Source organism: Mycobacterium sp. 852002-51057_SCH5723018 (assembly GCF_001667035.1).
Classification (GTDB): domain Bacteria; phylum Actinomycetota; class Actinomycetes; order Mycobacteriales; family Mycobacteriaceae; genus Mycobacterium.
In genome coordinates this window covers 1-22034 of sequence record NZ_LZIR01000113.1, presented here as the reverse complement: position 1 = coordinate 22034, position 22034 = coordinate 1, and the positions used below count along the sequence as shown (strand labels likewise).

At 69.1% G+C, this 22034-nt stretch carries 22 protein-coding genes and 1 pseudogene; 14 read left to right on the top strand and 9 right to left on the bottom strand.

Going from position 1 to position 22034, the window contains the following annotated elements; all coding sequences use genetic code 11:
* Positions 1 to 132 precede the first annotated feature (132 nt).
* The 11 genes and pseudogenes from A5764_RS23370 (at position 133) to A5764_RS29905 (ending at position 9581) form a co-directional block, all read left to right on the top strand.
* Positions 133 to 534 (top strand): hypothetical protein, encoded by a 402-nt coding sequence (locus A5764_RS23370; protein WP_067117933.1) that lies wholly within the window; start codon positions 133 to 135, stop codon positions 532 to 534.
* A gap of 150 nt (positions 535 to 684) precedes the next feature.
* Positions 685 to 1134: a hypothetical protein gene (locus A5764_RS23365; protein ID WP_067117928.1), complete on the top strand. Its 450-nt coding sequence runs from the start codon at positions 685 to 687 to the stop codon at positions 1132 to 1134.
* A gap of 78 nt (positions 1135 to 1212) precedes the next feature.
* On the top strand, positions 1213 to 1641 hold the full coding sequence (locus A5764_RS23360; RefSeq protein WP_067117925.1) for an organic hydroperoxide resistance protein: 429 nt from the start codon (positions 1213 to 1215) through the stop codon (positions 1639 to 1641).
* 8 nt (positions 1642 to 1649) lie between these two features.
* Positions 1650 to 2297 (top strand): sensor domain-containing protein, encoded by a 648-nt coding sequence (locus tag A5764_RS23355; RefSeq protein ID WP_067117922.1) that lies wholly within the window; start codon positions 1650 to 1652, stop codon positions 2295 to 2297.
* A 148-nt stretch (positions 2298 to 2445) separates the two neighbouring features.
* Positions 2446 to 3717 carry an ergothioneine biosynthesis glutamate--cysteine ligase EgtA gene (gene egtA / locus A5764_RS23350; RefSeq protein ID WP_067117919.1) on the top strand — a complete coding sequence of 424 codons (1272 nt, stop codon included), beginning with the start codon at positions 2446 to 2448 and terminating at the stop codon, positions 3715 to 3717.
* A complete protein-coding gene (egtB, locus tag A5764_RS23345; RefSeq protein WP_067117916.1) occupies positions 3714 to 5003 on the top strand; it encodes an ergothioneine biosynthesis protein EgtB in 1290 nt (429 codons plus the stop codon). The genes egtA and egtB overlap by 4 nt, the downstream gene beginning before the upstream one ends.
* Positions 5003 to 5707 (top strand): ergothioneine biosynthesis protein EgtC, encoded by a 705-nt coding sequence (gene egtC / locus A5764_RS23340; protein ID WP_067117913.1) that lies wholly within the window; start codon positions 5003 to 5005, stop codon positions 5705 to 5707. Before egtB ends, egtC begins: the two co-directional genes overlap by 1 nt.
* Positions 5704 to 6669, top strand: coding sequence for an L-histidine N(alpha)-methyltransferase (gene egtD / locus A5764_RS23335; protein ID WP_067117910.1), 966 nt, complete (start codon positions 5704 to 5706; stop codon positions 6667 to 6669). Before egtC ends, egtD begins: the two co-directional genes overlap by 4 nt.
* A complete protein-coding gene (gene egtE / locus A5764_RS23330; protein ID WP_067117907.1) occupies positions 6666 to 7808 on the top strand; it encodes an ergothioneine biosynthesis PLP-dependent enzyme EgtE in 1143 nt (380 codons plus the stop codon). The genes egtD and egtE overlap by 4 nt, the downstream gene beginning before the upstream one ends.
* Before the next feature lie 167 nt (positions 7809 to 7975).
* Positions 7976 to 8188 (top strand): annotated as a pseudogene (locus A5764_RS27815) (PPE domain-containing protein); the annotation flags it as partial.
* A 61-nt stretch (positions 8189 to 8249) separates the two neighbouring features.
* Positions 8250 to 9581: a PE family protein gene (locus A5764_RS29905; RefSeq protein WP_067117905.1), complete on the top strand. Its 1332-nt coding sequence runs from the start codon at positions 8250 to 8252 to the stop codon at positions 9579 to 9581.
* Positions 9582 to 9623: 42 nt separating this feature from the next.
* Here A5764_RS29905 and A5764_RS23320 read toward each other — a convergent pair whose 3' ends face one another.
* Complete coding sequence (locus A5764_RS23320; RefSeq protein WP_067117902.1) at positions 9624 to 10301, bottom strand: class I SAM-dependent methyltransferase; 678 nt, start codon at positions 10299 to 10301, stop codon at positions 9624 to 9626.
* A 16-nt stretch (positions 10302 to 10317) separates the two neighbouring features.
* Positions 10318 to 11793, bottom strand: a complete 1476-nt coding sequence (locus A5764_RS23315; RefSeq protein WP_067117899.1) for a glutamate--cysteine ligase — start codon at positions 11791 to 11793, stop codon at positions 10318 to 10320.
* A 98-nt stretch (positions 11794 to 11891) separates the two neighbouring features.
* Between A5764_RS23315 and glpK the strand changes: the two genes are divergently transcribed.
* Positions 11892 to 13448: a glycerol kinase GlpK gene (gene glpK, locus A5764_RS23310; RefSeq protein WP_156664836.1), complete on the top strand. Its 1557-nt coding sequence runs from the start codon at positions 11892 to 11894 to the stop codon at positions 13446 to 13448.
* Positions 13449 to 13535: 87 nt separating this feature from the next.
* Here the strand turns inward: glpK and A5764_RS23305 are convergent, their stop codons facing one another.
* Positions 13536 to 14252, bottom strand: a complete 717-nt coding sequence (locus tag A5764_RS23305; RefSeq protein WP_067117893.1) for a PadR family transcriptional regulator — start codon at positions 14250 to 14252, stop codon at positions 13536 to 13538.
* A gap of 213 nt (positions 14253 to 14465) precedes the next feature.
* On the opposite strand from A5764_RS23305, the gene A5764_RS23300 reads away from it, so the two are divergent.
* Positions 14466 to 14855 carry a hypothetical protein gene (locus A5764_RS23300; protein ID WP_067117890.1) on the top strand — a complete coding sequence of 130 codons (390 nt, stop codon included), beginning with the start codon at positions 14466 to 14468 and terminating at the stop codon, positions 14853 to 14855.
* 9 nt (positions 14856 to 14864) lie between these two features.
* Here A5764_RS23300 and A5764_RS23295 read toward each other — a convergent pair whose 3' ends face one another.
* Positions 14865 to 15791: an RDD family protein gene (locus A5764_RS23295; protein WP_067117887.1), complete on the bottom strand. Its 927-nt coding sequence runs from the start codon at positions 15789 to 15791 to the stop codon at positions 14865 to 14867.
* Positions 15792 to 15828: 37 nt separating this feature from the next.
* On the opposite strand from A5764_RS23295, the gene A5764_RS23290 reads away from it, so the two are divergent.
* Complete coding sequence (locus tag A5764_RS23290; RefSeq protein ID WP_067117884.1) at positions 15829 to 16821, top strand: stage II sporulation protein M; 993 nt, start codon at positions 15829 to 15831, stop codon at positions 16819 to 16821.
* Between the two features lie 16 nt (positions 16822 to 16837).
* Here the strand turns inward: A5764_RS23290 and A5764_RS23285 are convergent, their stop codons facing one another.
* From A5764_RS23285 to A5764_RS23265, 5 genes are all read right to left on the bottom strand, one after another.
* Entirely contained in the window at positions 16838 to 18172 is a 1335-nt protein-coding gene (locus A5764_RS23285; RefSeq protein ID WP_067117881.1) for a DUF58 domain-containing protein, read from the bottom strand.
* Positions 18173 to 19150 carry a MoxR family ATPase gene (locus A5764_RS23280; RefSeq protein ID WP_067117878.1) on the bottom strand — a complete coding sequence of 326 codons (978 nt, stop codon included), beginning with the start codon at positions 19148 to 19150 and terminating at the stop codon, positions 18173 to 18175.
* Complete coding sequence (locus A5764_RS23275) at positions 19147 to 20301, bottom strand: DUF4350 domain-containing protein (protein WP_067117875.1); 1155 nt, start codon at positions 20299 to 20301, stop codon at positions 19147 to 19149. The genes A5764_RS23280 and A5764_RS23275 overlap by 4 nt, the downstream gene beginning before the upstream one ends.
* Positions 20283 to 20936 (bottom strand): DUF4129 domain-containing protein, encoded by a 654-nt coding sequence (locus A5764_RS23270; RefSeq protein ID WP_067117871.1) that lies wholly within the window; start codon positions 20934 to 20936, stop codon positions 20283 to 20285. The genes A5764_RS23275 and A5764_RS23270 overlap by 19 nt, the downstream gene beginning before the upstream one ends.
* 25 nt (positions 20937 to 20961) lie before the next feature.
* Positions 20962 to 22034, bottom strand: a 1073-nt coding sequence (locus tag A5764_RS23265; RefSeq protein ID WP_067118016.1) for a hypothetical protein, incomplete at its 5' end; no start/stop codon positions are given.

The window sequence follows — 22034 nt, the reverse complement described above, 5'->3', positions numbered from 1 at the left end:
TCGCGGTCAACCCGTTCAAGCCCGATTAGCCGCCCGTACACGGTTTGGCCAGGTGAGAGCGATTTCGGCTCATAGCTGCTACTTAAGTAGCGCATAGCGGGATCCACTGTTAACCCCCGCATCATTTGTCTCATGAGTGAAACATCTGACACCCCCACTGTGCGGACGTCGTCCGCAGCTGCACCGGCGGCCGCAGCCGCGGCCGAGGCAGCGCCAATCCGGACCTTCTGGGTCTTCAAAATCGCGGCCTGGGTCGCGATCGTCGCCGGGATCGTGTTCATCATCGCGGTCATCTTCTTCACCGGCTTCATCCTCGGCAGGCACGCCGGTCACCACGGCGGCGGCCACCACCACAAGCACCACGCGGCGTTCATGCACCCGCACCGCTTCGGCGGACCCGGAGGCCAGGGTGGCCAGGGTGGTCCGGGTGGCGGCCCCGGGGCGGTCCAGGGTGGCGCACCCGCATCGGCGACCCCCGGTGCCCCGGGACCCAGCCAGATCCCGTCGTCGGTCGTTCCGTCGAGGACGCCGTAGCGACCCGGCGGGTTCATAGCCCACAACTAGCAGCCCGGCGCTCACGTAGCGCCGGGCTGCGCGTCGTTTGACAACCGATAGGGCAATTCACAGCAACAATTGCCGCGCGAGCCTGTTGTCCCGGTTGCGGGCAAGGGCAGTATTCAAGTCATGACCGAAACACCCGAACCGTCAACGCACCCGACTTCCGGCGCCGCGGCCACGCCGCGCCCGCTGGCCCACGAGCCGCTCAGGCTCCCCAGGCTTTATCTGGCCGCGGCGTGGGTGGTGATCGTCGCGGGAATCGTCTTCATCCTCTCGACCGTCTTCTTCGCCGGCGCCATGGTGTTCGGGATCGGCCATCACTGCTACCACCGCTCCCACCACGACATGATGTACAAGCCCGGCGGTCCGTGGGGCCCGGGCGGCGGACCCTGGCAGTACGGGGGTCCCGGCGGCCCCGGCATGGCGCCGTACGGTCCACCGCCGGGCTTCGGTCCGGGCGGCCCGCCGCCCGGTTACGGTCCTGGCGGGCCCGGCGGCCCGGGCGGACCCAGCCAGTCGCCGACGACCAGCGCCCCGGCGCCGGCCCCGAACACGCCGGGCACGCCGCGCCCGTAGCGCCGCCCGATAGGGCGTCGAAATCCCTTGCCGCAGGGCCCTGACTGCCGAACGGCGTCCCTGGCATGATCGACGTTCATGACCATTGAAGTCGTTTACACCACGGAATCCACGGCGACGGGCGGTGGCCGCGACGGCCACGTGAAGTCGGCCGATGGCCGCATCGACCTGGACACCCGGCCGCCGCAGGCGATGGGCGGCAGCGGCGAAGGCACCAACCCCGAGCAGTTGTTTTCCGCCGGGTACGCGGCGTGCTTCCTGGGCGCGCTGCGCCTGGTGGCCGGCAAGGCGAAGGCCAAGCTCGATGACGCCACCAACGTGACCGTGCAGATCGGGTTCGGCAAGGACTCGGCCGGCGGATTCGGGCTCACCGGCAAGATCGTCGGCTACCTGCCCGGCCTGGAACAGGGCGTGGCCGACGACCTGGTGCAGCAGGCCCATCAGGTCTGCCCGTATTCCAAGGCCACCCGCGGCAACGTCGACGTCGAAGTCTCGGCCAAGGTTTAGCCGTCACGATGCGTATCTCCGCCGCGCTGGTGGCCGTCGGTGTGGCCGTCGGTGGAGCGCTGGCGATTCCGGTCGCGGGCGCGCACCCGTCGGAGCCGGGGGTGGTGAATTACGCCGTCCTCGGCAAGGGATCGGTCGGCAACATCGTCGGCGGGCCGATGGGCTGGGAGTCGACGTTCACGCAGCCGTTCCAGGGCTACTCCGTGGATGCGCCGGTGTGCAACAACTGGGCCGACATCGGTCTGCCTGAGGTCTATGGCGACCCGGACCTGGCCTCGTTCAACGGGGCGACCACCCAGACGTCGGCCGGCGACCAGGCTCACTACGTCAAGCAGGCGGTCGGGGTGTTCGCCACCAACGACGCCGCGGGACGGGCCTTTCATCGCGTGGTGGACCGGACCGTCGGTTGCTCGGGCCAGACCACCGCGATGCACCTGGACAACGGGATCACCCAGGTGTGGTCGTTCGATGGCGGGCCGGCGACGGGCACCGATGCGAACTGGACGAAGCAGGAGGCCGGCACCGACCGGCGCTGCTTCGATCAAACCAGGCTGCGTGAAAACGTGTTGTTGCAGGCGAAAGTCTGCCAGTCTGGCAACGCGGGTCCCGCGGTCAACGTGCTGGCCGGGGCCATGCAGAATGCGCTGGGTCAATAGCGTGAACCCGGGCAGGCCGCGCGTGGAGATTCCGCGGGGACGGGAATATGTCGGTGCGATCTGCAAGATGAAGTAGTGGCAATTATCTTTCCGTCAGCTGCGCAACAAGCGGTCCGCGACTTCGGCCCGGGCCCGAAGGGATCGTGATATGGCCTTCGCCGCTGTCAGCGCCGCCCGAGCGGAAATGGCCGACTCCGCCGCCGCAGCGAAGTACATCGCCGACGGCTGCCTGGCCGACGGCCCGCTACGCTACGTCGGCCTCGAGCTGGAAGGGCATTGCCACGATCCGGCCGACCCGCACCGCAGGCCGCGCTGGGGCGAAATATCCGACGTCCTTAAGCAGCTCCCTAAGCTCTCCGGCGGCAGCGCCGTCACCGTCGAACCCGGCGGCGCCGTCGAACTCTCGGGGCCGCCCGTCGACGGTGTGGCGGCCGCGATCGACGCGATGCGCCGCGACCAGGCCGTACTGCGGTCGGCGTTCGCGGACGCCGGGCTGGGCCTGGTTTTCCTCGGGGCGGACCCGCTGCGCCCGCCCAAGCGCATCAACCCGGGCGCCCGCTACCGCGCCATGGAGGAGTTCTTCGGCGCCAGCCACTCCGGGGAGGCGGGCGCGGCGATGATGACGTCGACGGCGTCGATTCAGGTCAACGTGGACGCCGGGCCGCAAGACGGATGGGCGGCGCGGGTGCGGCTGGCGCACGCGCTGGGACCGACGATGATCGCCATTGCCGCCAACTCCCCGATGCTGGGCGGCGAGTTCACCGGTTGGGCCTCGAGCCGGCAGCGGGTGTGGGGGCGGATGGACTCGGCGCGCTGCGGTCCCATCCTGGGTGCCAGCGGCGACGATCCCGGCACGGACTGGGCGCGCTATGCGCTCAAGGCTCCCGTGATGATGGTGCACAATCCCGACGACGCCGTGGCGGTCACGCGGTGGGTGCCGTTCGCCGACTGGGTGGACGGGCGGGTGTTGCTCGGCGATCGCCGCCCCACCACCGCCGACCTGGAATACCACCTGACCACGCTGTTCCCGCCGGTGCGTCCCAGGCGGTGGCTGGAGATCCGCTATCTCGACGCCCTGCCGGACGCCTTCTGGCCGGCCGTGGTGTTCACGCTAGTGACCTTGCTCGACGACCCGGTGGCCGCCGACATCGCGGCTCGGGCCGTCGAACCCGTGGCCACGGCGTGGGATGTCGCGGCCCGGGCCGGCCTGCGTGACCGGCGGCTGTACGAGGCGGCCAACGCGTGCGTCGCCGTCGCCGCCGACCGGGCTCCCGCCGAGCTCGCCGACGCGATGCAGCGGCTGGTCCACACCGTCGAGCAGGGCCGATGTCCCGGCGACGACTTCTCCGACCAGGTGATCGAACACGGGATCGCGGCGACGGTCTCGCAGGCCGCGACGTTGACCCAAGGGGGGTCGTGACTTCACGGGAGAGGCTCGCCGACGATCTGGCGCGGGCGCGGGCGCGGACGCTGCGGCTCGTCGAGTTCGACGACGCTGAGCTGTGCCGCCAGTACGACCCGTTGATGAGCCCGCTGGTATGGGACCTGGCGCACATCGGTCAGCAAGAAGAGTTCTGGCTGTTGCGCGGTGGCGATCCGGCCCGGCCCGGGATGCTTTCGCCGGCGGTCGAGGCCCTCTACGACGCCTTCGAACACTCCCGCGCCAGCCGCGTCGAGCTGCCGCTGCTGTCCCCCGACCGCGCGCGATCGTACTGCCGGACGGTGCGGTCCGCGGCCCTGGACGCCCTCGATGCGCTGCCCGATGAGGCCAGCACCTTCGCCTACGGAATGATGGCCAGCCACGAAAACCAGCACGACGAGACGATGCTGCAGGCGCTGAACCTGCGCACCGGCGCTCCGCTGCTGCGCGACGCCGCCGTGCCCCCGGGCCGGCCCGGACTGACCGGGACGTCGGTGCTGATCCCGGGCGGCCCCTTCGTGCTGGGTGTGGACGCCGCGACCGAGCCGTACTCGCTGGATAACGAACGTCCGGCGCACGTCGTCGACGTCCCGTCGTTCCGGATCGGCCGGGTCCCCGTCACCAACGGCGAATGGCGAGCGTTCATCGACGACGGCGGCTACCACGACGCGCGGTGGTGGTCCGAGCGCGGCTGGGAGCATCGCCAGGCCGCGGGACTGACCGCGCCGCAGTTCTGGAGCGCCGACGGTCAAACGCGCGTCCGATTCGGCTACATCGAGGACATTCCGGCCGACGAGCCGGTGCAGCACGTCACCTACTTCGAGGCCGAGGCATATGCGGCCTGGGCCGGCGCACGGCTGCCCACCGAAATCGAATGGGAGAAGGCCTGCGCGTGGGATCCGTCGACCGACACCCGGCGCCGGTATCCGTGGGGGGCCCAGGAGCCGTCTGCCGCACTGGCGAATCTCGGGGGCACCGCGCTGCGTCCGGCGCCCGTCGGCGCCTACCCGGCCGGTGCCTCGGCCTACGGGGTGGAGCAGATGCTGGGCGACGTCTGGGAATGGACCACCTCGCCGCTGCGTCCATGGCCGGGGTTCGTCCCGATGATCTACGAGCGCTACTCGCAACCGTTCTTCGACGGTGACTACCGGGTGCTGCGCGGCGGCTCGTGGGCCGTCGAGTCCGCCATCCTGCGGCCCAGCTTCCGCAACTGGGATCATCCGATCCGCCGGCAGATCTTCTCCGGCGTCCGCCTGGCGTGGGACGTGGCGGAGGATCGCCCCTGATGTGTCGTCACCTCGGCTGGCTGGGCGCCGACGTCGCGGTCTCCTCGCTGGTGCTCGACCCGCCCCATGGCCTGCGGGTGCAGTCCTACGCGCCGCGCCGGCAGAAGCACGGCCTGATGAACGCCGACGGCTGGGGCGTCGGGTTTTTCGACCGCGACCTGCCGAGGCGGTGGCGCAGCCAGGCGCCGCTGTGGGGTGAGGTGTCCTTCGACTCCGTCGCGCCGGCGCTGCACAGCCACTGCATCGTGGCCGCGGTGCGGTCGGCGACCGTCGGCATGCCGATCGAGGCCAGCGCGTCGGCGCCGTTCACCGACGGCCGGTGGCTGTTGTCGCACAACGGAATTGTCGACCGCGCCGTGCTGCCGCCCACGTCGTCGGCCGAATCGGTCTGCGACAGCGCCATTCTGGCGGCCACCATCTTCGACCGTGGGCTCGACACCTTGGGCGACACCATCGCCGAAATAGGAATGGCCGACCCGCTCGCGCGCCTAAATATATTGGCCGCCAATGGCTCTCGTCTCCTGGCTACGGTCTGGGGCGACACCTTGTCCATCCTGCGCCGCGACGACGGGGTGGTGCTGGCCAGCGAGCCGTACGACGACGCGCCCGACTGGGACGACGTGCCGGACCGCCACCTCGTCGAGGTCACCGCGCAAGGGGTCACGTTGACGCCGCTCACTCACCCGAAAGGATCTCGACGATGACGCTGACGCTGTCCAACCACCTCGCCGCCGACTCGGCGTATCACGCGTTGCGTCGCGACGTGCTCGACGGCCTGCGCCAGACACCGAAGTGCTTGCCGCCCAAGTGGTTCTACGACTCGGTGGGCAGCGACCTGTTCGATCAGATCACCCGGTTACCCGAGTACTATCCGACCCGCGCCGAGGCCGAGATCCTGCGCGCCCGCTCCGCCGAGATCGCGTCGGCCAGCGAGGCCGACACCTTGGTCGAATTGGGCGCCGGGACATCGGAGAAGACGCGGCGGCTGCTGGATGCGCTGCGCGACCGCGGATCGTTGCGCGGATTCGTGCCGTTCGACGTCGACGCCAGCGTGCTGTCCGCGACCGCGGCCGCCATCCAGCGCGAGTACCCGGGCGTCGAAATCAACGCGGTCTGTGGGGACTTCGAGGAACACCTGACCGAGATTCCCGACGGCGGGCGACGGTTGTTCGTGTTCTTGGGGTCGACCATCGGCAATCTCACGCCCGAGCCGCGCGCGGAATTCCTCTCGACGTTGGCCGCGGTGATGCGGCCGGGCGACAGCCTGCTGCTGGGCACCGACCTGGTCAAGGACACCGGCCGGCTGGTGCGTGCCTACGACGACGCCGCCGGGGTGACGGCCCGCTTCAACCGCAACGTGCTCGCAGTGATCAACCGGCAGCTCGACGCCGATTTCGACGTCGAGGCCTACCGGCATGTCGCCCGCTGGAACGGCGACGAGGAACGGATCGAGATGTGGCTGCGCGCCGACAGCCCCCAGCGGGTGCGCGTCGGTGCGCTCGACCTGACCGTCGACTTCGCCGCCGGCGAGGAAATGCTCACCGAGGTGTCATCCAAGTTCCGGCCAGACGGGGTGAGCGCCGAGTTGGCCGGCGCCGGGCTGCGGAGGATCCGGTGGTGGACCGACGAAGCCGGTGACTTCGGGCTGTCGTTGGCGCTGAAGTGACCCAAGATTCGCTGGCCGACCGATGGCAAGCGGCCCGCCCGCCGGTGGCCGGGCTGCACCTGGACAGTGCCGCCTGCTCGCGGCAAAGCCTCGCGGTCATCGATGCCACCGCCCGCCACGCGCGCAACGAGGCCGAGATCGGTGGCTATGTCGCGGCCGAGGCGGCCGTCCCGGTGCTGGACGCCGGGCGAGCGGCGGTCGCCGCGCTGTGCGGCATGCCCGACGCCGAGGTGGTGTTCACCACCGGCTCGCTGAACGCGCTGGACCTCCTGTTGGGAAGCTGGCCGGCAGAACGCCGCCGGGTGGCCTGCCTGCTGGGCGAGTACGGTCCCAACCTGGCGATGATGGCGGCCCACGGATTCGACCGCCGTCTGTTGCCGACCCTCGAGGATGGCCGGGTTGCCCTCGACGACGCCGCACTGGCGCTGGAAGAAGACCCGCCCGACCTGGTGCATCTGACGGCGGTCGCCAGCCACAGCGGTGTGGTGCAACCGCTTTCGATGGTCGCGCAACTTTGCGTCGAATTGGGGCTGCCACTGGTGGTGGACGCCGCCCAGGCACTAGGCCAGGTGGACTGCGCGGTGGGCGCCGACGTGACCTATGCGTCGTCGCGAAAGTGGATCGCCGGCCCCCGCGGGGTGGGCTGTCTGGCGGTGCGCCCGGATCTGATGGAGCGGTTGCACCCGCGGCTGGCGGCACCGGAGTGGATGTCCTCGGTGCCGGTGGCCCAGCAGCTTGACTTCGGCGAAGCCAACATCGCTGCGCGCGTGGGGTTTTCGCTGGCGCTGGGGGAGCATCTGGCGTGCGGACCGCAGGTCGTTCGGGCGGGTCTGGCGAAGGTCGGTGGCATCAGCAGGGCGGCGCTGGCCGACGTGCCGGGGTGGGCGGTGGTCGAAGAGGTCGAGGAGCCGAGCGCCATCACGACGCTGGCCCCGGTCGACGGCGCCGACCCGCTGGCGGTGCGGTCATGGTTGCTCACCGAGCGGCGGATCCTGACGACTTTCGTCGGAGTGCAGCGGGCGCCGCTGGAGCTGAGTGCGCCCCTGCTGAGGATTTCGCCGCACGTCGACACCACGGCCGACGAGCTGGAGACCTTCGCCGAGGCGCTGATCGCGGCCACCGCGGCGACCGGCACCTAGCCGAAAAGCGACCGGAGAGGCAGCTCTGCGGTGAAAATCAGTATTCTCACGAAAATCCTGGTGCTTATTCAGCGCACGTGCTGTAACTTCTGCCATAGCGTCCGCCGAGATTAGGGGTGTGGGGACTCCGCGGCACGCCGATGCAAAGTCGGTGAAAGGGATGCGAAGTGAACTGCTCTGTGCTGCCCCCACAATTGAACTCCCTCCGAAGATTCGGGGCCGCCGGGCCGGCTCGGATATTGGAGGCTGCAGCGGCCTGGGATGGCCTAGCTGGTGAATTAGCCTCGACCGCAACCTCATTCAACGCGGTCACCTCAGGGCTGGTGAGCGCTTCCTGGCAAGGTGCGGCATCACATGTGATGGCCGCCGCCACCGCGCCCGTTGTTAGTACTTCTCGCTAAATTACTCGGCCGTTTGCCGCATTCGTGAAGGGAGCTGGAAATGTCATTTGTAACCACCGTGCCGGAAGCCGTGCAGGCTGCAGCGCAGAACCTGGCAGGCATCCGTGCCTCGCTGGCCGAGGCCGTTGCGGCCGCGGGCCCCACCACCGGGCTAGCGGCCGCCGCTCAAGACGAGGTATCGATCGCGATCGCTTCGCTATTCGGCAGCGCCGGCCAGCAGTTTCAATCTCTCAGCGCCCAAGCGCAGGCGTTCCACGCCGAGTTCGAAAGCCTGTTGGGTGCTGGCGCGGCGGCATATGCCAGCGCCGAGGCTGCTAACGCAGCGCAGACTGTGGGCAACGGGGTAGCGGCGCTGGCCGGCGGTGGGCAGGCGGCCGCCGCAGCGGCTCCCGCCGCGGCCACACAAACGTTCAGCTTGCTCGGCGGCTTCCTCAACGTCGAAGTCGAAGCGTCGGGTGGCATATTATTCACATTCGGCACACCGGGGCTCAACCTGCCGCCAGTGCACATACCTCCGGTAAACCTTGCCGCTTTCAATCTGCCGCAAATAACTATTCCGCCCATCAGCATTCCGGCCGGGACGACGCCCCCGAATGTAATGCTGAGTCCGTTTAACTTGCCGCAAATCACGCTACCGTCGATCAATATCCCAGCTGGGCAGACTCCCCCCGGCATAACTGTGGGTTCATTCAACCTGCCGCAGATATCCACTCCCACCATAACGGTGCCGGCGTTCAACCTGCCCGCGGTGACGGTACAGGGCTTCGACTTGCCTTCGATAAGTGTTCCCCGGATTGGTTTTCCCCAGATACAATTCCCGGATCTCTTTGTTGGAGGGGGCAATCAAACGCTAGTCACGATTGGCGGCCCTTTGATCCCCGGTGGCATAGCTGTTAACCTTCAGGATTTTGATATCGTAGCTTCGCTCGGCTTCAACACCCCAGGCTTTATTAACCCATTCACCATCCCCCCCATCACCCTTGGGGGATTTACCGTGCCGCCCATCGGCCTTTCCACCTTCAATATCCCGCCCGTCACCGTTCCGCCCATCAACCTCGGCCAATTCACGCTGCCGCAGATCAGCTGGCCGGGATTCGCCACGGCTCCGCTGACCATCCCGCCGATCGGAATCGGCAACTTCACGCTGCCGCAGCTGAGTTGGCCAGGCTTCTCCACGGCGAACCTGACCATCCCACCCATCGGCCTTGGCGCCTTCAGCCTGCCCGACATCCAGGTGCCGAGCATCGTCGTTGGCTCCGTGGTGCTGGGCCAGTTCGAGATCCCGCCAGTGACCGGCGCGCTCAACGGCCTGGTCGCCGATGTGAACGGCTTTGTTTTGGCGTTGGAGAACATCGGGAACGCCCTCATATAAGTGGGCTGCTTGAGCGTGACGCCAGCGTGACGCTCGAGAATGTCAGTCGGTCTTGTGCGCCGTCAGCAGGTAGGCCGGCAACTTCATCCGACCCTTCTCATCGCGGTCGTGCGGCGGAAACTCGAACGGCGCGTTCGAGACCGCAGGGATGTTGGCGTGGATGTAGGCCGGCCCGATCTCGTCGATCTCCCAGTACTTGCTCACGGCGGCGCGCAGCTCGTCCTCGTCGACCTCGTTGGGCTTCGGTTCCATCTCGGCGGGGAAGGCGCCCTTGGCGAAGACGAGCACGAAATAGCTGGCGCGCGGGGCCGCCGCGCGGTGCACCGAGCGCAGGTAGCCGTCGCGGCCCTCGACGGGCAGCGAGTGGAACAGCGTGCTGTCGACCACCGTGTTGAAGCGCCCGTCATAGCCGGTGAACGAGGTGATGTCGGCCTGCTCGAAGCTGGCGGTGCTCAGGCCGCGCTCGGCGGCCGCCTTGGTGGCCGCCGCGACGGCGGTCGGGGTGAGGTCGATGCCGACCACGGTGTAGCCCTGCGCGGCCAGCGCCAGCGACAGTTCGGCGAACCCGCAACCGGCGTCCAGCACGTCGCTGCGGAACTTGCCGGCCGCGATCAGCGTCGCCAACTCCGGCTGCGGCTCGCCGATGTTCCACGGCGGCGGCCCCTCGAAATCGCCCTCCTCGCGGTAGGCACCGTCCCAGTCCATGATTTCGGACGACATGGTTCCCCCTTCACGTTTACGGACTCCAGGTGTGCACCGGCTCGTTGCCGTGCATGTGTTCGCAGTACCGCCGGAGCATCTCGGCCAGTGCCGCGGGCCGGCTCATGCCGCCGTCCTCCAGCCTACGCACGGTGGACACCTGCCAGCTGGCCCCGTTGCGGCCGGTCTTGGCGCGGCCCTCGATGACGCCTAGGAACCGGTCGCGCACCTCGGCGTCGACGCCCCAGCGGCGCAGGCCTTCGTGGGCGAGCGGCAGCAACGTGTCAAGCACCAGCTCGCGCGCCGTCACGTCACCCACGCCGGGCCAGTGCACCCGGGCCTCGATGCCGTTGCGCGCCGCCGTGAGGAAATTCGCTTCTGCCACAGGAAAACCCATCCTGTTCCACAGCGGATCCTCGTCCTCGGACAGGCTGCGCAGCACGCCGTAGTAGAAGGCCGAATTCCCCAGCATGTCGATCACGGTCGGCCCGGCGGGCAGCACCCGGTTCTCCAGCCGCAGGTGCGGGCGCCCGTCGACAACGTCGTACACCGGCCGGTTCCACCGGTACACGGTGCCGTTGTGCAGTCGCAACTCGGCGAGCTGGGGCGTGCGTCCGGCGGCCAGCTCGGCGACCGGGTCTTCATCGGAGAGCTCGGGCAAGAGCGACGGGAAGTATTGGACGTTCTCCTTGAAAAGGTCCAGGACGGAGTCGATCCAGCGCTCGCCAAACCACACCCGCGGCCGCACGCCCTGCGTCTTGAGCTCCTCGGGGCGGGTATCGGTGGATTGCGCGAACACCTCGATGCGGGTCTCGGCCCACAGCTGGTGGCCGAAGAAGTAGGGCGAGTTGGCGGCTAGCGACAGCTGCGGACCCGCGAGCACCTGCGCCGCGTTCCAGTTGGCCGCGAAATCGGCGGGCGACAGCTGCAGATGCAATTGCATGCTGGTGCAAGCCGATTCGGGCGCAATCGAGGCGGCCCGCCAGCTCAGCGGCTCGGGACCGTCGATGTTGATCGGGATGTCCTCGCCGCGGGCGGAAAAGATCGAGTCATTGAGCGCCGCGTACCGCGCCGACTCGCTCATCCAGCCGTCGTCGAGGTGCTCGGGCATCAGCGTGGGCAGGATGCCGATCATCACGATGTGCGCCCCGCCGGAGTTGGCCTTGGCTTCGGCGTCGTTCAGGCTGGCCCGCACCTCGGCCTCCAGATCCAGCCCGGTGTGTCCGGGCAGTGGCCGGGGCGGCACGTTGAATTCGATGTTGTAGGCGCCTAATTCGGTCTGGTAAGCCGGATCGGCGATGGCGTCCAGCACGTACCTGTTCGACATGGCCGGCTGGTAGTCGGCGTCGACGAGGTTGCACTCGATCTCCATGCCGGTGAGCGGCCGGTCACAACAGTCGAAGCGCGACTGCGCAAGCATCGTCTCGAAGACGTCCAGGCACAGGCGCACCTTGCGCCGGTATTCCGACCGATGTGCGCGGTCATACGCGGTGCGCTTGACCTCTTCGCCCACACCGCCGATGCAACAGGTTTACCGGCGGTAGCGCAAGGGCGACGGGTTGACCTGCGCTGTCGTCTCCCTGGCCGATGCACCATGATGGACCTGACATGATGTGTCTCGGTTCACACGGAGGAGGGCAGTTGGCCGAGTCCGCCGAATTCATAGCCGCCATCGACCAGGGCACCACCAGCACCCGCTGCATGATTTTCGACCACGACGGCGCCGAAGTCGCCCGCCACCAACTCGAACACGAACAGATCCTGCCCCGCGCCGGCTGGGTCGAGCACGACCCCGTCGAAATCTGGGAGCGCACGTCGTCGGTGCTGATGTCGGTGTTGAACCGCGCGAAGTTGGCACCCGAAGCCCTTGTGGCGGTGGGTATTACCAACCAGCGCGAGACCACCCTGGTGTGGAATTGGCGCACCGGGCGCCCCTACTACAACGCGATCGTGTGGCAGGACACCCGCACCGACCGGATCGCGTCGGCGCTGGACCGGGACGGCCGCGGCGAGGTGATCCGGCGCAAGGCGGGCCTGCCGCCGGCGGCCTACTTCTCCGGCGGCAAGCTGCAATGGATCCTGGAAAACGTCGACGGGGTGCGCGAGGCCGCCGAGAGCGGTGACGCCCTTTTCGGCACCGCCGACACCTGGGTGTTGTGGAACCTGACCGGCGGCCCGCGGGGCGGCGTGCACGTCACCGACGTCACCAACGCCAGCAGGACCATGCTGATGAACCTGGAGACGCTGGACTGGGACGACGAGCTGCTGTCCTTCTTCTCGATCCCGCGTGCGATGCTGCCGGCGATCACGTCGTCGTCGCCGGTGCAGCCCTACGGTGTGACGGCCGAGGCCGGCCCGCTCGGTGGCGAGGTGCCGATCACCGGCGTGCTCGGCGATCAGCACGCGGCGATGGTGGGTCAGGTGTGCCTGGCCGAGGGCGAGGCGAAAAACACCTACGGCACGGGTAATTTCCTGCTGCTCAACACCGGCGAGACGATCGTGCGCTCCGACAACGGCCTGCTGACCACCGTGTGCTACCAGTTCGGCGACGCCAAACCCGTTTACGCCCTTGAGGGTTCGATCGCGGTCACCGGCTCGGCGGTGCAGTGGTTGCGCGACCAGCTGGGCATCATCAGTGGCGCCGCGCAGAGCGAGTCGCTGGCCCGGCAGGTCGCCGACAACGGCGGGGTGTATTTCGTCCCGGCGTTTTCCGGGTTGTTCGCTCCCTACTGGCGATCCGATGCCCGCGGCGCGATCGTCGGCCTGTCGCGGTTCAACACCAACGCCCACCTGGCTCGCGCGACGCTGGAGGCGATCTGCTACCAGAGCCGCGATGTGGTGGACGCGATGGAGGCGGATTCCGGTGTGCGCCTTGAGGTGCTGAAGGTCGACGGCGGCATCACGCAAAACGAGCTGTGCATGCAGATCCAGGCCGACGTGCTGGGCGTGGACGTGGTGCGGCCGGTGGTCGCCGAGACCACCGCGCTGGGTGCCGCCTACGCCGCGGGGTTGTCGGCCGGGTTCTGGGCTGATCCGTCAGAGCTGCGCGCCAACTGGCAAGAAGACAAGCGCTGGACGCCGGCGTGGAGTGACGACGAGCGCGCCGCCGGGTACGACGGTTGGCGCAAGGCGGTGCAGCGGACCCTGGATTGGGTTGATGTGACTTAACCTTCCGCCGCGAGCGTGCGCGTTTGTACGGCGACACGCAGGTGCGGCGGGGATTCTGCGCACGCTCGCGGCGGGAAAAGGGTTCGGTCAGTCCTCGCCGAGGATCCCGTAGATCTCGCGTCGGGCATTGTTGAGGATCTCAACGATGCGCTGCTGTTGCTCGGCGGTGGCGGTGTGCGCGGATTGCGCCACCGCGCCGAACAACTGGCCCATGGCCGCGCGCAGGTTGACTTGGCCGGGGTCGGCGCCCTCGGCGATCTCGTCCCACGGCAGGGTCTCGACCTTCTCGGCGGCCGCGCGGCCCTCGTCGGTCAGCTCGAAAAGCTTTTTGCTGCCGTCGCTTTCGCTCGCGGTGATCAGGCCCTCGTCGTCCAGCAACTGCAGCGTCGGGTACACCGACCCGGGGCTGGGCCGCCAGATGCCGTTGCTGCGTTCGGCGATCTGCTGGATCATCTCGTAGCCGTGCATCGGCCGCTCGGCCAACAGCGCCAGGATGGCCGCCCGCACGTCACCGCGGCGTCCGCGGCCGGGGCCGCCACGGCGAAATCCGCCGCGCCGGCCGCCGGGGCCAAAGCCGAATCCCGGGCCAAAGCCCGGCCCGAAACCGGGGCCGAAGTTCGGCCCGAAGCCCGGGCCGAAACCGGCGCCGCCAGCCTGCTCGCGGATGTGTTCGCGGAAGTCCCGTCGGGCCTGGCGCCTGGCCTCGTGCAGGGCGCGCCGTTGCGTTGGGTCGGGGGCGGAGCCGAAGCCGAATCCCGGACGGCCGGCGAACGGTCCTTCGGGGGGAGTGAATGGATTGCTCACGTTGGTTCCTTACGTCTTGTGGAGAACGCGCGGTCGCGCGCTTCGGAGTATCACGATATATCGTAAACTATCGTGACGCAACGAGATATTCTCCGACAGCTCGCCGCGGCGGCACCAGGCTTGGCTTGACCTGCGGGAATATAGTCATGCGCGTTTTAAACCTGGCGCCGCGGCGTGGTTTGCATCCGGCAAAGCGCGGGTAGGAACTGAGGGATGAACGCAAACAACAACCTGGCCATCGGCGGCGGAGCTCAGAGCGCGGCCGAACCGGCGCGGGGGGATGTGGGCCGCGACCGCAACGTGCGGCCGTGGGTCAACTGGGCGCTGGCGCTGGCAACCGTGCCGGCCGCCGCCATTGTGATGCTCTTCGCCCTCGGTGCCGTGATGAGCACCGATGGCTGCAGCGACCGCAGCTGCGCCAACCTGGGCCGCGGCGGAATCGATTTCGGCGTCGCGTTCTATGGCGCGCCCGTGGTGGCCTTCGTCGTCCTCGTCATCTCGTTCTTCACGGCAAAGCGCCGCGGCGGCATCGCGGTTCCGCTGTGCGGTTGGGCGCTGTTGGTCGCCGACGTGGTCCTGATGGCGGCAGCGGTCTCGAGCTAGCGCGTCGATTCAGTGCGGCGGTGAGAATCCGCCGGTTGCTTCCTGCTGTGGCCGGGCAACGGGCGTATTCGGCTGAGGCTCGGGCCATGGGACTGCCTGCTGTGGGGGCCAGGGCGCGGTCGCCGGCGGCGCGGGCTGCCAGCCTGGCGGCGCCGGTTGTTGCGGCCCCCGCGATGGCCAGGGCGCGGGGCCCATCGAGGGACGCAGTCGCGCCAGTTCGCGGCGGTGACGTTCGGCCAGCACGGCGGCGAGCACCAGTTCCGGCGGGGCGCCGGGCGGGGGCGGCGGGGCGATGTGCGATACCACGTCTCCGGCGATCCGGTAGGCCATCTGTTGACGTAGCTGGTGATCGAGTTGCGCTGCGCGGGAAAGGAATTGGCGCGCGACCTCGGCTTGGCCGGCATTCAGTCCCGAAAGCTGCAGCGACGACGCCCACCATGCCAGCGAAGGTGGCATCACCGGTGGTGGCCCCAGGCGGGGTCCGCGTTCGCTGACCACGACGGTGCCGGCGAAGATGTCGCCGATCCGCTTTCCCTTCGGGGACAACATGCTGCAGATGACGGCGGGGCTGCCGGCGAGCATCCAAATTTCGACCACCGACGCCAGCGCACGAAACAGCGCCTGCCGGAAGCGTTCCGGGCCACCGTCGTCGGACACCACGCGCAGGCCCATCGCGATCTTGCCCACCGATCGCCCCCGCGTGGCCGTTTCGAAGGCCAGGGGATACCCGACGACCACCAGCACGGTGAAGATGAGCAGGATGGCGGCGCTCAGCGCGGAGTCGAACTGGGTCAGGGTGACCGCCCACAACAGCAGGCCCAGGATGTAGCCGACGAAAATCACCGCGATGTCGATGAGCGCACCGACCGCGCGGACCGGCAACTGGGCGATCTGCACGTCGAGCACCACGGCATCCCCGGTCACCACCTCGGACATAACACCGAACGCTACAGGTGCGATTAGGCTCCGCAAGGTGGACGTCGATGCATTCGTGCTGACCCATCGCGGTACGTGGGACCGGCTTGACCAGTTGGTCAAGCGGCGCCGATCACTGACCGGCGACGAAGTCGACGAACTGGTCGAGCTCTACCAGCGGGTGTCGACTCACCTGTCGATGCTGCGGTCGGCCTCCTCGGATTCTTTGCTCACCGGGCGGCTCTCCAGCCTGGTCGCGCGCGCCCGCTCGGTGGTGACGAGTGCCCACGCGCCGCTGAGCAGCACGTTCGCCCGGTTCTGGACGGTGTCGTTCCCGGTGGTCGCCTACCGCACCTGGCGGTGGTGGTTGGGCACGGCGGTGGCGTTTTTCGCCGTCGTCGTGGTGATCGCGCTATGGGTGGCCGCCAACCCGGAGGTGCAGTCCGCCATCGGAACGCCAAGTGACATCGACGAATTGGTCAACCACGACGTCGCCTCGTATTACAGCGAGCACCCCGCCGCGGCGTTCGCCTTGCAGGTGTGGGTGAACAACTCCTGGGTTTCCGCGCAGTGCATCGCGATGTCGGTGGTGCTCGGGCTGCCGATCCCAATCATCCTGTTCAACAACGCCGCCAACCTGGGATTGATCGCCGGGCTGATGTTCCAGGCCGGCAAGGGCGGCATCCTGCTGGGCCTGCTGGCCCCGCACGGACTGCTGGAGCTGACGGCGGTATTCCTCGCCGGCGCAACGGGGATGCGGCTGGGGTGGTCGGTGATATCGCCCGGCGACCGCCCGCGCGGGCAGGTGCTCGCCGAGCAAGGCCGCGGCGTGGTCGCGGTCGCAGTGGGCCTGGTGGGTGTCTTGCTGGTGTCCGGGCTCATCGAGGCGTTGGTGACGCCGTCGCCATTGCCGACGTTCGTTCGGGTCGGCATCGGCATCATCGCCGAGGCCGCGTTCCTGTCCTACATCGTGTACTTCGGCCGTCGCGCGGTGAAGGCCGGCGAGACCGGCGACATCGAGGACGCGCCCGACGTGGTCCCGACCGGGTGAGCGGGCAGGCCGAAAACTAAAGCCGTCCGGTCGCTTTCATCGCCAGGTAGCGGTCGGCAAGCGCGGGCGCCAGTTCCGTGGGTGGGGCCTCGACGACCTCGACCCCGCCGCGGCGCAGCCGCGTGGCGATCGCACGGCGGTCGTTGCGGGAACGTTCGGCGGCCGCCGCGTCGTACACCGCAGCCGCGTCCGAACGGCCGGCCGCCATCTCGTCTACGCGCGGGTCGGCGACCGCGGCGATCAGCATATGGTGCTTGGCCGACAGCTGCGGCAGGACGGGCAGCAGCCCCTCGTCGAGCGCGGTGGCGTTGAGGTCGGTCAGCAGCACGACCAGCGACCGTCGCCGCGTCCGCCGCAAAACCGCGGCAACCATTGCGCGCCAGTCTGGTTCGACCAACGCCGGTTCCAGCGGCGCCATCGCCTCGACGAGCTGGGCGAGCAGTTCGGTGCGCGACGCCCCGAACACGCCGGCCCGGCTCACTCGGTCGTGGGCCAGGAAGTCGACATGGTCGCCGGCCCGCGACGCGAGCGCCGCGAGCAGCAGCGCGGCGTCCATCGACCAGTCCAGCCGGGGCCACCCCGCGGGGTCGGCTTCTGCTCGAACGGAAGTCGGATCGACGCCGACGCGACCCGCCGCCGTGCGCCCGGTGTCGAGGACGATCACCACGCGCCGGTCGCGTTCGGGCCGCCAGGTGCGCACGACGACGTCGGCGCGACGCGCGGTCGCACGCCAGTCGATCGAGCGAACGTCGTCGCCGACGACATACTCACGCAGGGAATCGAATTCGGTGCCCTGCCCGCGGATCAGCGTCGGCAGCAGCCCGTCTATCTCGCGCAGCTTGGCCAGCCGCGACGGCAGGTGCTTGCGCGACAGGAACGGCGGCAGCACCCGGACCTGACCGGGCACCACCTGTGAACCCTGCCGCCCGGCCAGCCCCAGCGGCCCGATCGATCGGGCCGTGACCACCGCCGCGCGCTGGTCCCCGCGGCGCACCGGCCGCAGCTGCACCTGGAGGTGGTGTTGTTGGCCGGCGGCGACGTTGACGGTGTGAATGCGCGGCTCGGCGCGGGCGCTGGGCGGCCAGGCGTCGCGGATGTGGCCGCGGAACCGGCGGCGGCCGTCGTTGTGGATCAGCAGGCCCACCTTCACCTGCTGGGCCAGCCGGGCCGAGGTGTCCGGTGACCGGGTGTAGCGCAATCCGCGAGTGTTGGCCGCCAGCGCGGCGTCAACCACCACCGCCGCCACCAGCGCCACCAGCAGAGCCACGAAAGTCCTTGCGGGCCACGGCGATGCCGCGAGGGGCAGCACGCAGATCAGCGCCACCAGCCCGGTGCGTCCGGTCAGGATCATTTACCGGGGCACCGGTACCGAGGCCAGGATTCCGTCGAGCACACCGTCGGGCGTGGCCCCTTCGAGCTCGGCCTCGGGGCGCAGCATCACCCGGTGCCGCAGCGTCGGACGCGCCATCGCCTTGACGTCGTCGGGCGTGACGTAGTTGCGGCCGGACAGCCAGGCCCAGGAGCGGGCGGTGCCCAGCAGCGCCGTCGCCCCGCGCGGCGACACACCCAGCTGCAGGGCGGGGGAGGAGCGGGTGGCGCCGGCGATGTCGACGATGTAGCCCAGCACCTCGTCGGCGACCAGCACCTGTTGCACCGCTCGCCGGCCGGCGGCGAGTTCGGCGGCCCCGGCCACGGGGTTGATCGCGGACAGGTCGCGCGGATCGAAGCCGTGCGCGTGCCGGCCCAGGATGGCGATCTCGGAGTCCCGCGACGGCAACGTCACATTCAGCTTGAGCAGAAAGCGGTCCAGCTGGGCTTCGGGCAACTGGTAGGTGCCCTCGTATTCGATCGGGTTTTGGGTCGCGGCCACGATGAACGGGTCGGGCAGCGGCTTCGCCTCGCCTTCGACGCTGACCTGGCGCTCCTCCATCGCCTCGAGCAGCGCGGCCTGGGTCTTGGGTGGGGTGCGGTTGATCTCGTCGGCCAGCAGCAGGTTGGTGAACACCGGGCCGCGCCGGAACTCGAACGCGGCGGTGCGCGTGTCGTACACCAGCGAACCCGTGACGTCGCCGGGCATCAGGTCGGGGGTGAACTGCACCCGCTTGAACTCGAGCTGCAGCGCGGCCGACAGCGACCGGACCAGCAGCGTCTTCGCCACTCCCGGAACGCCTTCCAGCAGCACGTGGCCGCGGCACAGCAGCGCGATCACCAGGCCGCTGACGACGCCCTCCTGTCCGACGACGGCCTTGGCGAGCTCGGCGCGCAACGCCAGCAGCGCGTCTCGCGCCGCTTCAGCGGTAGGAGTCTGGGCGGTAGGGGACTGTGTCACGTGTTGGTGACCTGCCTTTCGATTTCGTCGAGCGCACGGGCGAGTTGTAATAGGTCGTTGTCGGTGGCCGGGGGCGGCCCGAACAGGTGGTGTGAGACGAAGCCGGGGTCGGCCCCGCTGCGCTGGGCCACGGTGGTGATCACTGCGGGCGGCGGCGCGCCCGGCCCGAGGCCGAGGCGGGGCAGCAGCCGCTGCACGGTCGCGGTGCGCAGTGCGGCGGCGGCGCGATCGCGGGCCCGTCGGGACCGGTAGAGCCGGCCGCGGCCCTCGACGGTCTCCGATGCGCGCACCACGACGGGCAACTGCTCGGCCACCAGGGGGCCGGGCCGGCGGCCCTTCCACAGGGCGACCAGCAGCACGACCAGGCACAGCTGCCAGACGATCCACGTCGCGTTCTCCGGGATCAAGTCGGAAATCGATGCCGGAGTTGACGTTTCGCCCTCGACGCGGTGGGGCGCGTACCAGATCAGCCGGGGCCGATCGCCCGCGAGGTTCATCGCCAACGCGGCGTTGCCCGCCTGCAACAGACCGTCATTGGTCATGAAGTCGGTGCTGCCGACAGCGGTGACGCTCCGCCCGCCGTCCCGGAACCGGATCAGCACCCCGTCGTAGCAGCTGGTCAGCGTCCGGCCATCCTTGGCGCGGTAGGCGTGGCTCGGGCCGAAGCGAACCGGCCCGGCTCGATTGGCCTCACGCAGAGCGCAATTCGGGTCGCTGTCGAATGCGGTGGCGGCCGGCGATGTGCGTACCCCGGGCATCAGTGCCTCGCGGGTTCGCGCCGTCGGTTCGACCAACAGCAGGTCGCCGGGGGCCTTGGCCAGGCGGTCCAGCAGCGCGTCGTCGGTCAGGTACTGGGTCTGTGCCACCAGGATCAACGTGCCCGGGCGCGCCGCCCGTTCGACGTCGGCGATGCGGTTAGCAACCACCACCTGGACGCCGAAGTCGCCCAGCAGCGTCACCAGCGCGTGAGCACCGTCGGGTCCCGTCGATTCCGGGTCCATCCGGGCGCCGGGCCGCGGCGTGGTCAGGTAGGCGCTGATGCCTGCGATTACCGCGAGCAACACCAGCGTGAGGACCACCCAGCGCCATGACCGTCGGCGCTGCGCCGCCGGGCGCGTCCCGAACGTCGCCGTCACCGGACCTGCGCCCAGGACTCGATCGCGGCGGGCTGCCCCGGCCCCGCCGCGGCGGCCGGTGATCGCGACCGCAGGTGGTCGTCCAGGTCAACGATCATCTGATAGGCGGTCTGGGTTCCGGGCCGCTCGCCGTAGGTGACGTCGTTGAATGCCGTTGCCGCCTGGGACAATTCGTCTCCGAGATGGGGTAGCGCCGCGCCGGCGTCGCGGGCCAGCTCGTTGGCGGTGCGGCCGGGGGCCGGTTCCAGCACGCCGGTCTCCTCCAGCTGGCGGGCGACGGCCCGCAACCGGTGCCTGATCGCGGCCGCCCAGTCTCCTTGCGACGCATAGCTTTCCGCGGTAGCACGGTGCTGGGCGGCGGTGAGCTGGGCGGCTTCGAACAACAGGTAGTCGCCACCGCGGCTGGTGCGCATGGTGCGCCGCACGACGCGGACCGCGACCGCCACCGCGATCGCCAGCAGGATCACCAGCACGGTGACCGTCAGCCAGCCGCCCGGTATCGAGGCGGTCTTTTCCAGCAGCCGGTACAACAGTTCGTTGAGCCACTCGGCGAATTGCCGCGCCGCAGAACCCTTGGAATAGATCGGCTTGCCCAGCTCGGTTTGTGCGGCCTGCTGCGCGGCATCGCGGTCGATGTCGATGGAAGGCACTGTCAGCTACGTCCTCGCTCCGGCGTCACCAGGGCCGGGTCAGCCAGAGGTTGTCGGTGGACGCGACGGCATAGGGGCCACCGGCGGCGCCGCTCTGCAGCACCAGGTCGAACGCCTCGGCGCGCATCCGGCGGTCGGTGTAGAGCAGGACGATGACCCCGGCGTTGAACGGCGCGGTGATGATCTGGCCGATAGCCGACCCGACGGACGCCAGCGCGGTGCCCAGCAGCAGGCCTGCGGTGGACGGGCTCCCGGCCGCCATGATCTGGCCGACGATGCTGAACGGTAGCGCGACGGCGTTGGCGATGACCCCCACTACGATGAACGTCAGCGCCCGGATACCGAGCACCCGCCAGAAGCTGGTGCGGACCAGCGCGAACGACCGCGTGATCGCGTCCATGACCGGCAGCCTCTCCAGCACGATCAGCACGGGCGCGAACAACACCACGGTGTACAGGTAGACCAGCAGCGCGATGACGGCGAGCATCAGCGGGAAGCCCAACAGGATCGCCACCGCGCCATTGCCGATGGCCGCGAACAGCGCGATGACGACCGCCACCAGCCCGAAGAGCGCCGCGACCACGATGGCTTCCAGCAGCGCCAGTCCGAGCAAGGGCAGCAGCCGCCCACGGATTTTGGCCCAGGTTTCGCCGATGGTGATCGGCGAGCCGAACACCGCGCGCCCGACGATGACGGTGAGCATGCCGGACAGCAGCATGCCGCCGAGCCAGGTGACCAGCATGCCGGCCGCCATCGACGCCATCCACGCGCCGACCGCCCCCAAGCTCAGCTCGCTGGACCGTTCGGTCGAGATCCCGCCGACGGCGGCCAGCGGGCCGACCGTCGCGAGCAGCGAGATGATCTGCATGACCACGACCACCATCGCGGTCAGCCCCAGCGTCGCCTTGGGATTGGCGCGGATGTAGCCGACGGCCCCGTTGAAGATGTCGCTCAGGGTCAGGGGACGCAGCGGGATGATCCCGGGCTTGGCCGCCCCCGGCACGACCGGGGACGAACCATACGGCGGGGGGCCATAGAACGAGCCGGGTGGGAGCCCATAGCCCGGTGGGGGGCCATAGCCCGGCGGGGGGCCATAGC

What these genes read in the sequence shown, in the direction of transcription:
- A5764_RS23360 (WP_067117925.1), top strand. Translation starts at nt 1,213, where the DNA reads ATGACCATTGAAGTCGTTTACACCACGGAATCCACGGCGACGGGCGGT.
- glpK (WP_156664836.1), top strand. Translation starts at nt 11,892, where the DNA reads ATGTGTCTCGGTTCACACGGAGGAGGGCAGTTGGCCGAGTCCGCCGAA.
- egtD (WP_067117910.1), top strand. Translation starts at nt 5,704, where the DNA reads ATGACGCTGACGCTGTCCAACCACCTCGCCGCCGACTCGGCGTATCAC.
- A5764_RS29905 (WP_067117905.1), top strand. Translation starts at nt 8,250, where the DNA reads ATGTCATTTGTAACCACCGTGCCGGAAGCCGTGCAGGCTGCAGCGCAG.
- A5764_RS23365 (WP_067117928.1), top strand. Translation starts at nt 685, where the DNA reads ATGACCGAAACACCCGAACCGTCAACGCACCCGACTTCCGGCGCCGCG.
- A5764_RS23320 (WP_067117902.1), bottom strand. Translation starts at nt 10,301, where the DNA reads ATGTCGTCCGAAATCATGGACTGGGACGGTGCCTACCGCGAGGAGGGC.
- A5764_RS23295 (WP_067117887.1), bottom strand. Translation starts at nt 15,791, where the DNA reads ATGTCCGAGGTGGTGACCGGGGATGCCGTGGTGCTCGACGTGCAGATC.
- egtC (WP_067117913.1), top strand. Translation starts at nt 5,003, where the DNA reads ATGTGTCGTCACCTCGGCTGGCTGGGCGCCGACGTCGCGGTCTCCTCG.
- A5764_RS23285 (WP_067117881.1), bottom strand. Translation starts at nt 18,172, where the DNA reads ATGATCCTGACCGGACGCACCGGGCTGGTGGCGCTGATCTGCGTGCTG.
- A5764_RS23370 (WP_067117933.1), top strand. Translation starts at nt 133, where the DNA reads ATGAGTGAAACATCTGACACCCCCACTGTGCGGACGTCGTCCGCAGCT.
- A5764_RS23300 (WP_067117890.1), top strand. Translation starts at nt 14,466, where the DNA reads ATGAACGCAAACAACAACCTGGCCATCGGCGGCGGAGCTCAGAGCGCG.
- egtA (WP_067117919.1), top strand. Translation starts at nt 2,446, where the DNA reads ATGGCCTTCGCCGCTGTCAGCGCCGCCCGAGCGGAAATGGCCGACTCC.
- A5764_RS23355 (WP_067117922.1), top strand. Translation starts at nt 1,650, where the DNA reads ATGCGTATCTCCGCCGCGCTGGTGGCCGTCGGTGTGGCCGTCGGTGGA.